The sequence below is a fragment of the Mesorhizobium sp. M7A.F.Ca.US.014.04.1.1 genome (assembly GCF_003998745.1).
In the GTDB taxonomy this organism is placed as follows: domain Bacteria; phylum Pseudomonadota; class Alphaproteobacteria; order Rhizobiales; family Rhizobiaceae; genus Mesorhizobium; species Mesorhizobium ciceri.
In genome coordinates, this window is sequence record NZ_RZRW01001240.1 from 1 (window position 1) to 769 (window position 769).

Below are 769 nucleotides of genomic sequence, written 5' to 3' on the forward strand. Positions count from 1 at the left end.
CTCTCGGCGCCACGGCCGGATAGGCTGCGATGCATGCGCTTGATGATGTCGCCACGCTCGCCGAGCGCATGCAACGTCGTCTCAGCCTCCTCCGCAATGGTCCACTGGCCAGGACGGATCTCGCTGGCGAGGCCAAGCCCTTCCAACTTGCGCAGCCGCCCGATCTTAAGCGTGAGGAACTCGTCGGGCTCGTGGCTGCGGAGCGGCGCGAGATCGATGATACCAAGGCGATCGGCATCGCGAACAAGCTGGCGATCGAGCTGTGTCCACCGCTCGGTGTCGATCTGCCGTTCGACTGTTCGGCGGATGTCATTGTCGGTCCGAGGCCCCAGCGTCTGGGTGAGAATGTCGCTTGCTCGGTCGCGCATGCCCTGGCGGATGTAGTCGCGTGAGATGACGAGGTTCTCGCCATCATCGGCCACGCCGCGCACCAGAATGTGGACGTGAGGGTGTTCGGTGTTCCAGTGATCGATCCCGATCCAGTCGAGGTTGGTGCCGAGGTCGCGCTCCATATCGACCATGAGGCCGCGAGCAAAACTCTTGAGGTCACCCAACTCTTGGGCATCATCAGGAGAGACGATGAAACGGAAATGGTGCCGATCATCCTTGCAGCGTTCTGAGAAGGCATCATGATCAGCCCCGTCCTCGTCCGGCCCGAACATTTTTGCTTTTTCGCCATCGCGGGCCACACCCTCGCGACCAAGATATTTGAGATGGGCGGCCAGCGGCGTCGATCCCCTGAACTGCCGGACAACGCGTGCCTTTACGA

General features: G+C 61.6%; 1 protein-coding gene. It reads right to left on the bottom strand.

Features of this window, described 5'->3' with window-relative positions; all coding sequences use genetic code 11:
* Window positions 1-769: DUF3363 domain-containing protein (locus EOA22_RS35815; RefSeq protein WP_127390721.1), on the bottom strand; the 769-nt coding region annotated here is incomplete at both ends.